Raw genomic sequence first — 8189 nt, 5'->3', positions numbered from 1 at the left:
TCACCGCGGAGGTGCCGGAGTACCGCTCCGAGTTCGATCCGGCGAGGAGCGAGTCGTCCCAGTGGACCATCGACGGGTCATCGCCGCCGCCGGTCGACCTCACGACGGACACGCCGCCGGCGGACGTCTCGGCATCGACCCGCGTGAAGTGGAACTCGTTCGTGCGGCCGATGGAGGCGCGGAAGGTGACGTCGGGGTCGGTCACGTCGACGGTCCCACCCTTCGCGTCCCGTCCGTCCCAGTCGACCGAGAAGGGACCGGTCGTCCCCGCGATCCGGGTGAGGTGCACGTCGCGCTCGCCGTCGTAGGAGCCGTCCCCGTCCGCATCGACGTCCACGACGACGGTGCCCGGCTGCGTCCCCAGGACGCCGGTCAGCGTGCCCGCGTCGGAGCCCGCGGTCGACCGGCGGAAGGCGAGGCCCTCGATCGTCGGCGCGCGGTAGGCCGGAGCGATCGACTCCGGCAGGTCGGACGACGGCGGGTCCAGGAAGAGCTTGTAGGTCTGCAGGCCGTCGATCCCGGAGCGTCCGGACGCCTGCACGTACTGCGCCCCGATGCCGCCCGCCTCGCTCGACTGCGGCATGGGGACCGAGAGGTAGGACGGATCGGACGACCCGACCTTCACGTTGCCCTTGTTCGTGGCCTGGACCGTCGAGGCGACCCCGTCGTAGCCGCGCAGCCCGAGCTCGTAGCGGGCGCCCGTCTCCGTGACGGCATGGAGGGTGAAGGAGGAGCGCCGCTCCTCGGGCGAGGAGTAGGACTCCTTCGCCCCGGACTGGATCGCATAGGACTCGGACCACACCCGGCCCGCGACCGCCGCGCCCCGCGCGTCCTGGACGCCGATGCTCCAGACGAGGTTCACCGGCGCCGTCACGTCGTCGTCGGACACCCGGATCTGGAAGACCCCGGTCTCGTCCGCCACGAACGAGCCGCCGGCGGACACCGAGGGCGCCGCTCCGGGCGCGAAGTCCTGCTCGTCGAGGACGGCTCCGCCCGGAGCCGTCACCCGGGCGGTACCGCCGCCGGTCTCGCCCTCGCCGGTCCCCGAGCCCGCCTGGAGCGGGTGGAGGTCCACCCGGAGCGTCTCGCCCTTCTGGACCCAGGCCGAGACGGTCGTCACGCCGGCGTTCGTCGCGCCTCCCTGCAGGAGGGTGTTCTCAATCGTCGTGTGAGGACCGTCGGCGGCGAGGGCGGGCGGCGGTGCGAGGCCTCCGCCCAGCAGCCCGCTCACGAGCACGCAGCCCGCCGTCGTTCCGACCAGCGCTCGCGCCGTCCGCGCTCGGGGTCGTCCGCGCTCGTCCCGCCCCGACTGTTCCGTTCGACTCATCCGATGTCCTCTCCTCTGCCGACCGAGCGCACTGCGTCGGCGGCGACCGTTCAGCCCCACGGAAGGAGAGTATTGCTCGGTTCGACGTCACCGCGGCCGGTACGGCTGCATCCGTGGAGAACGGCGCGAGATGGGCGCTGTGGAGGAGGAAACGGCGCGCGAGAAGAGCCGAGCGGCGTGCTCGCGTCGGGTGATCGCGGAGCCTGCGCGGAGTGACCGCGAGCGCGGGCGAGGACTGATCGCGGATGCGGGCGGAAGACGGTCGGCGCCGTCGACGGCGCGAAGAGCCGTCCTGCGAGGCGGAGAACCGGCCGTTCCGCCGCCCTGCGCTCTCCGGGAGACCGACTCCGACAGCCATCGGAACGAGCGACCGTTAAAACGAGAACGGCCCGCCGAAGCGGGCCGTTCTGCTCTGTCTCAACCAGAGTGCGCCCGGAGGGATTCGAACCCCCAACCTTCTGATCCGTAGTCAGATGCTCTATCCGTTGAGCTACGGGCGCAGTCCATCGCGTGGGCCAGAGGCGCACGCAACGAGGTACGACTATACATGCCGGGAGCCCCCTCCGCGAATCGGCGGCGGCGGCAGCGAGGGCTCCCTCCCTGGACGCTCCTGTGGCGCCCGGGCGCCCCTTCCTCCCTGGCAATTCGGAACGCGCCGCAGAGCCTCCGACGGGCGGACGCCGCTGCTCCCCCTTACGGCGTACCGTGGGCTCATGGAGGCCGCCGCGATCGAGCTCGTGGGCTTCGTCGTCTCTCCGCTGCACCGCTACGAGGGCCGCCCCGCCGATGGCCCGGTGCCGTCCGAGGGCAACGAGCAGCCCGAGCGGATCGAGATCCGCGCAGGCCTCGGCATTGTCGGCGACCGCTTCTTCGCCCAGCGCGCGCACCGCCCCGCGGCGATCACGCTCTTCGCGGTCGAGACCCTCGAGCACATCGCCGCCGAGCTCGGCGCAGGGCCCTTCGACCCCGCCGACACCCGCCGCAACATCATCGTCCGCGGCGCCGACGTCGATGCGCTCGCCGGCCGCACGTTCGCGATCGAGCAGGGCGGGGAGCGGATCGAGTTCCAGGGCGGACGACCAGCGAACCCCTGCGCCTGGATGGACGTCGTGCTCGCCCCCGGGGCGTTCCGGGCTATGCGGAGGCGCGGCGGCGTCCGGACCGCCCCCCTGACCAACGGCGTCCTCCACACCGGGCCGGCCCGTCTGATCCTCCACAGGTCGGACGACATGCTGATCTGAGCCCGGCGGCGAGCGCCTAGGCTCGCAGCGACCGACTCCCCCGATCGAAGGAGGCCCCGTGCTCCGCCCGAGCGACCTCCTCCCCACCCTCGCCACGACCCTCCGGCGCGGAGTCCGCGACGTCTTCGCGACCACGCGCTCCCGGGGGCGGGATCCGCACCGCCGCACCCGCAGCACCGACGTCTCGGTCCAGCGCGTGCACCACCGCGACGTCTGGGCGCGGGTGAGCACAGTGGGGCGCGACGGCGAGCGCACGTTCGTCCTCGTGCCGGGGATCGGAGTCGCGGCCACCTACTTCGAGCGCCTCGCGCCCGCGCTCAACGAGTTCGGTCCGGTGCACGCTCTCGACCTGCCGGGCTTCGGCGGCGTGCCGCACCCGATCGACGCGCGGCGCATGGACATCGGGGACTACGCCGAGCTGGTCGGCGCCGTCATCGACGAGCTCGGCCTCGACGATCCCGTCGTCCTCGGCCACTCGATGGGGACGCAGGTGGTGGCCGAGCTCGCCGCCCGCCGTCCGGAGCTGACCACCATCGTCCTGCTCGGACCCGTGATGAACCGGCACGAGCGCCGCCTCCCGACCGCCGCGCTCCGCTTCGCCCAGTCGAGCGTCCGCGAGCCGCTCAAGGTCGCGATCCTCGCCGCGGGCGCCTACCTCCTCTGCGGACCGCGCTGGTTCTCCCGTGTGCTGCCCGAGATGATGCACTACCGGATCGAGGAGACCGTCCCCCGGATCCGCGCGTCCGCCCTCGTCATCCGCGGCGAGTTCGACCGGCTCGTGCCGCGCGAGTGGGCGGAGGAGATCGCCCGGTCGATGCCGCATGCGCGGGCCTGGGAGATCCCCGACGCCTCCCACTCCGTGATGCACGCGCACGCGGAGGAGGTCGCCCGCCTCTGCGTCGAGCACGCGCGGGCGCCGCAGCCCGACCGGGACGAGGCCGCCCTCCGCCGCTACCCCGACTCGGAGGTCGACCATTCCGAGGAGGACGCGCCCACCGAGGACCCGATCGGCGCTCTCCGGGGGCGCATCACCGAGCTGGCCGGGATCCTCGTGGACGACGACTCCCTCATCGCCGAGGGCAAGACCCTCCACGCCGAGGCGAGCGATCCCGAGGCACTGCACCAGGTCGCTCCCGACCCGGGCGACGGCGAGCTCGTCGAGGGCGGCGGATCGAGGGAGGACGGCGAGCAGGACGGCTGACCACCGCAGGCCACCACGAGCCGCATGTCGCGCGGCGCGAGACGCCGAGCGCCCGCGAGAGCAGCCCTCCCGCCGACGCCACTCGGCGCCCGCCGGTCAGGACTCCGCGCCGACGATCTCCTCGCGGATGCGCCGCAGGTCCTCGGCGAGCGCCCCCAGCAGGATCCAGTGCTGCGGATGCGGAGTCGCGATCACGAGCGGCGCGGTGAGAGCGGGCAGCTCGTCCGTGATCGCCTCCGGCTCGGGAACGTCGACCGAGGACTGCACGAGGAGCCGCAGATCGTGGGCGGCCCGGTGCAGCTGGACGGCGATGTCGGCGATCGTCGGCTCCCCGACGAGCTCGTCGTCGTAGAGGTCGTGCACGGTCCGGGTCATGCCGCGGACCCGGGTCACGATGCGCCCCAGCCGCGGGACGACGGAGTCGAGGGCCAGCAGCCGGTCGCGGTGGGCGGAGCGGCGCGGGTTGAGGCGGAGGGACTCCTCGCCGGTCGCGATCGCCTCCTCCGCCTTGCTCTGCATGGTCTGCAGCAGCCGGGCGTTGATGAGCAGCTCGTCGAGCCGACGTCGCGGGACGGGGGCCTGGAGGGCGTCGCCGAGGTCGTCGAGGGCAGCGGCGAGCTGAGCGGTGAGGTCTCCGATCGCCCGCTCGGCCGGCGCCAGCACGACCGGAGGGACGATGAGCACGTTGATGACGACTCCGACGGCCGCGCCCAGCAGGGTCTCGAGGATGCGGTCGAGCGCGTAGTTCGGCGTGACCGCGCCCACCGAGAGCACGAGCATCGCGCTGATCGGGATCTGCACCGCGGAGGCGGGGGTCAGGCGCACGGCCCACCCGACGGCGATCGCGGCCACGATCGCGAGGAGCACGATGATGCTCTCGCCGCCGAGCACCGTGCCGATCACGGATCCGACGATCACGCCGATGATGACGCCGACCGAGCGCTCGAGGGCCTTGGAGAACGACTGGTTGATGCTCGGCGCGACGACGAGGAGCGCGGCGATCGCGCCGAAGACGGGCAGCGTCCCTGGGAAGACGACGCCGGCGAGGAGCCAGGTGACGACCGTGGCGGCCGCCGTCTTGACCAGCTGCAGCACCGGCGGCCGCGTCGGCACGGTGAAGCTCGAGGTCAGGCGCATGGGACCACGGTAGCGAGCGCCCGCCGCCTCGCGGTCCCCGCGCGGGTCACCGGCTCGCGGCCGCCTCGACGCTCGCGAGCACCGCGCGGAGCGAGCGCGACGCCTCCGCCCGCAGATCGGCGGGCACCCCCGAAAGCAGCGCCCGCTCGGCGTCGAGCACCTCGGGGAAGGCCCGGTCGACCAGCTCCTCCCCCTCGCGAGTCAGCGTGATGAGCGAGCCGCGCCCGTCCGCCGGGTTCGCGGCGCGCCGCACCAGGCCCCGCCGCTCCAGCGAGTGCACGCGCTTGGTGATCGCGGGAGCGGAGGCGAGGGCGATCGTCCGGAGGGTCGTCGGCGACTGCGGAGCGCCGGCGCGACGCAGCGTGGAGAGCACGTCGAACTCGCCGCGAGTCAGCCCGTAGGCGGCGAGCAGCTCCTCCGTCGCCCGCACGATCAGCGCGGAGGCGCGGATCACCCGCCCGACGACGTCGACGGCGGAGGTGTCGAGCTCGGGCCGCAGCACCGCCCAGCCCGCCCTGATCTCGTCGACCGCGTCACCCGGCTGGCCTTCAGAGTCATTCACGCGTAAAGTATATCTGCTTCACCCGTGAACCACTTCTCCGGCCGCCGCCGCTCGGACCCCGATCAGAGGACCCGATGGCCGCCACCCCCGTTCTGCCCCACCCCCGCGAGCTCCTCGCCTTCGGCCCGCACGCCGGCGCCCATCGCGTCGCCCTGCGCGCCGGCGTCTCGATCGCCGTCCCGCTGCTCGTCCTCTGGGCGCTCGGCCGCACCGATCTCGCCCTCTACGCGACCTTCGGCGCCTTCACGGCCCTCTACGGACGCCAGCACACGCACCGGCCGCGCCTGCTGATGCAGCTGTCGGCAGCCGCGTTCCTCGTCACCACCGTGACCCTCGGCACCGTCGTCTCCCTCTCTCCTCACCGCGACTGGCTGATCATCCCCGTCGTGGTCGCCGTGACCATCGCGGCGGCCTACCTCAGCGACGCCCTGCACTGGCACCCGCCCGGCCCACTGTTCCCGGTGTTCGCCGTCACGGCGTGCGCGTCCGTCCCGTCCGAGCCCTCGCGGATCGCGCTCGCCGTCGCTCTCGCCGCGGGCTCCGCCGCCTTCTCGCTCGTCGTCGGCCTGAGCGGTCTCGCGCTCCCCCGCGCACGCCGCCTCGCCCCGACGCCGTGGCGCACCTCGTTCCGCGCGGCGGCGGCCCGTCCGGCGACGCGCGCCGCCCTGCTCCGCTTCGGGGCCGTCGTCCTGGTGGCAGGCACCATCCCGACCGCGACCGGCCTGGGCCACCCCTACTGGGCGATGGTCTCCGCCGTCGCAGCCGTCTCGGGAGCGGACGCGGGCGCCCGGCTCGTGCGCGCGGGCCACCGGATGCTCGGCACGATCGTCGGAGTGCTGATCGCGGCCGCGCTCCTGGCCCTGCCGCTCTCCCCGCTCGCCGTGATCGTGGTGGTGGTGCTCCTCCAGATGACCGCCGAGCTCGTCGTCGGCCGCAACTACGGCCTGACCCTCGCCTTCGTCACTCCGCTCGCGATCCTCATGGTCGAGCTCGCGCATCCCGTCGACGAGCTCGTGCTGCTGCGCGACCGGGCGCTCGAGACCGCACTGGGCGTGCTCGTCGGAGTCGTGGCGACGCTCCTGACCCACGCCGCCTCGCAGCGCTCGCGCTCGCGCTCGCGCTCCTAGGCTCAGGAGGATGGACCGCACGATCCCCGCTGTGCTCGCCGAGATCACGGCGGCCGTCGCCGACGTGCGCGACGTCGCGCGGTCGCAGCAGGACGGCGCGCGGGCCCGCGTCGCGGACCGGCTCGACGAGATGTTCGCCGGAGCGACGACCCGCCGAGAGGTCCGGGCGGCGGCCGCCGATGCGCTCGGGCTCTGGGGCGGGGCGGGCTCCTTCTCGGACGTCGACTCGGCCGAGGCCGACCACGCGGTCAGGCGCCTGTACCGGGCCCTGCGCGCCGGCCGCTCCTGGCTGCTCCACGCCGACTGACCCGCACGTCGCGACCGCCGCTCGACGCCGAGAACGACGAAGGCCCCCTGCTTCCGTGGAAGCGGGGGGCCTTCGTCGTTGGCGGTACCGGTGGGATTTGAACCCACGGTGGACGCAAGCCCACACATGTTTTCGAGACATGCTCCTTCGGCCGCTCGGACACGGTACCGGGGTCGAGTGTACGCGACGGCCGGAAGTCGCGCCAATCGAGACGACGAGCCGCCGTCAGGCGGGGAGGAGGAAGCCGAGCACGCGGTCCCACTCCGGAATCGCGAGCAGGTGGCCGCGGCCGGGAACGACCTCGAGGCGGGAGTCGGGCAGCCGTGCGGCGTACCACTCGGCGTGGCGGCGGCCGGCGACCGCGTCCTCGGCGCCGTAGAGGAGGAGCGCGGGCGGCTCGGCGGACTCGACGGCGAAGCCCCACTCCTGCACGCCGTAGCCGATGAGATCAGCGGCCATGCCGAGGGCGCCCTGGGCGGCGGCGCGCTCGAGCATGCGCGAGAGGCGCTCGCGGACTCCGGGGGTCTCGAGCACCGCGGTGTCGGCGTCGCCGGAGCCGAGCATCCCGAGCAGCGCGTCCGGGGCGGGGGTCGGGCCGAAGGCGCCCTCGAGGGTGCGGGTGAGCGAGCGGACGGCCTCGTCGAGCGGGAGGTCGGCCAGGCGGGCGAGCTCGGCGCGGTTCTCGTCGCCGACCCACGGCACGGCGCTGTCGGGAGCGGGCGTGCCGATCACGGCGACGCGCTCCACGAGGCCGGGGTAGTTCGCGGCGAGTGCGAGGGCCACGCGGCCTCCTGCCGACCAGCCGGCGGCGCTGACGGAGGCGATGCCGACGGTCGCGAGGTACTCGGCGATGTCGGCGGCGGCCTGCTCGGGGCTGGCTCCGACGCCCGCTCCGGCGGGGTCGAGGTCGGTCAGAAGGGAGGAGGCGCCGTAGCCCGGGCGGTCGAACGAGAGCAGGCGCACGCCGTGGCGCGCGGTCTCCTCCGGGTCGGGGTCGAAGTCCGAGGAGCCGGGAGCGGGATGCGCCAGGACGACGACCCGCTCGGCGCCCTCGGGGCCGGACCAGCTGACTCCGAGCGGGCGGCCGGACTTGAGGACGTGCACTGTCGAGGGCATGTCCCCCAGTCTCCCGCAGACGTCCGACGCCGACGGGGCGGCGCTCGGGGCGGCGTCGTCTTCCGTGGCGCGATCCCCCGCCTCCACCCCCTCCGCGACGACGCTCCTCCACAGACGGCTTCCACGTGACCTCTCCCCCGGCCTGGCGCGCCCCGCTCCCGGCGTCGGTGG

General features: G+C 73.9%; 8 protein-coding genes and 2 tRNA genes. 4 read left to right on the top strand and 6 right to left on the bottom strand.

The window, feature by feature from the left end:
* Together C5C82_RS13080 and C5C82_RS13075 are read right to left on the bottom strand one after the other, a co-directional pair.
* A partial coding sequence (locus C5C82_RS13080; protein WP_146085991.1) for a hypothetical protein occupies window positions 1–1327 on the bottom strand: 1327 nt, incomplete at its 3' end.
* Between the two features lie 427 nt (window positions 1328–1754).
* Window positions 1755–1827: transfer RNA gene (locus C5C82_RS13075), tRNA-Arg, on the bottom strand.
* 213 nt (window positions 1828–2040) lie between these two features.
* Between C5C82_RS13075 and C5C82_RS13070 the strand changes: the two genes are divergently transcribed.
* On the top strand, window positions 2041–2568 hold the full coding sequence (locus C5C82_RS13070) for an MOSC domain-containing protein (RefSeq protein ID WP_104225994.1): 528 nt from the start codon (window positions 2041–2043) through the stop codon (window positions 2566–2568).
* A 58-nt stretch (window positions 2569–2626) separates the two neighbouring features.
* Window positions 2627–3769, top strand: coding sequence for an alpha/beta fold hydrolase (locus tag C5C82_RS13065; protein WP_104239287.1), 1143 nt, complete (start codon window positions 2627–2629; stop codon window positions 3767–3769).
* A gap of 96 nt (window positions 3770–3865) precedes the next feature.
* On the opposite strand, the gene C5C82_RS13060 is transcribed toward C5C82_RS13065, so the two are convergent.
* Both C5C82_RS13060 and C5C82_RS13055 read right to left on the bottom strand, forming a co-directional pair.
* Window positions 3866–4906 (bottom strand): aromatic acid exporter family protein, encoded by a 1041-nt coding sequence (locus tag C5C82_RS13060; RefSeq protein WP_104225996.1) that lies wholly within the window; start codon window positions 4904–4906, stop codon window positions 3866–3868.
* A 46-nt stretch (window positions 4907–4952) separates the two neighbouring features.
* Window positions 4953–5468 carry a MarR family winged helix-turn-helix transcriptional regulator gene (locus C5C82_RS13055; RefSeq protein WP_104355200.1) on the bottom strand — a complete coding sequence of 172 codons (516 nt, stop codon included), beginning with the start codon at window positions 5466–5468 and terminating at the stop codon, window positions 4953–4955.
* Window positions 5469–5542: 74 nt separating this feature from the next.
* Here C5C82_RS13055 and C5C82_RS13050 point away from each other — a divergent pair, with 74 nt between their 5' ends.
* Window positions 5543–6595, top strand: a complete 1053-nt coding sequence (locus tag C5C82_RS13050; protein WP_104355199.1) for an FUSC family protein — start codon at window positions 5543–5545, stop codon at window positions 6593–6595.
* A gap of 10 nt (window positions 6596–6605) precedes the next feature.
* A complete protein-coding gene (locus C5C82_RS13045; protein WP_104355198.1) occupies window positions 6606–6902 on the top strand; it encodes a hypothetical protein in 297 nt (98 codons plus the stop codon).
* A gap of 79 nt (window positions 6903–6981) precedes the next feature.
* On the opposite strand, the gene C5C82_RS13040 is transcribed toward C5C82_RS13045, so the two are convergent.
* Window positions 6982–7071 (bottom strand) — tRNA-Ser (locus C5C82_RS13040).
* A 56-nt stretch (window positions 7072–7127) separates the two neighbouring features.
* The gene (locus tag C5C82_RS13035; RefSeq protein ID WP_181068305.1) at window positions 7128–8018 is read right to left on the bottom strand and encodes an alpha/beta fold hydrolase; all 891 of its coding nucleotides are present in this window, start codon (window positions 8016–8018) and stop codon (window positions 7128–7130) included.
* Window positions 8019–8189: the final 171 nt, after the last annotated feature.

This window comes from Rathayibacter sp. AY1D5 (genome assembly GCF_002932515.1).
Classification (GTDB): domain Bacteria; phylum Actinomycetota; class Actinomycetes; order Actinomycetales; family Microbacteriaceae; genus Rathayibacter.
Note: the sequence above shows the minus strand (reverse complement) of the source record. Positions and strands in the feature narration are given on the sequence as shown.

Bases quoted from the DNA above. Each gene is read 5' to 3' on its own strand.
- C5C82_RS13060 (WP_104225996.1), bottom strand. From the start codon at position 4,906: ATGCGCCTGACCTCGAGCTTCACCGTGCCGACGCGGCCGCCGGTGCTG.
- C5C82_RS13050 (WP_104355199.1), top strand. From the start codon at position 5,543: ATGGCCGCCACCCCCGTTCTGCCCCACCCCCGCGAGCTCCTCGCCTTC.
- C5C82_RS13045 (WP_104355198.1), top strand. From the start codon at position 6,606: ATGGACCGCACGATCCCCGCTGTGCTCGCCGAGATCACGGCGGCCGTC.
- C5C82_RS13035 (WP_181068305.1), bottom strand. From the start codon at position 8,018: ATGCCCTCGACAGTGCACGTCCTCAAGTCCGGCCGCCCGCTCGGAGTC.
- C5C82_RS13070 (WP_104225994.1), top strand. From the start codon at position 2,041: ATGGAGGCCGCCGCGATCGAGCTCGTGGGCTTCGTCGTCTCTCCGCTG.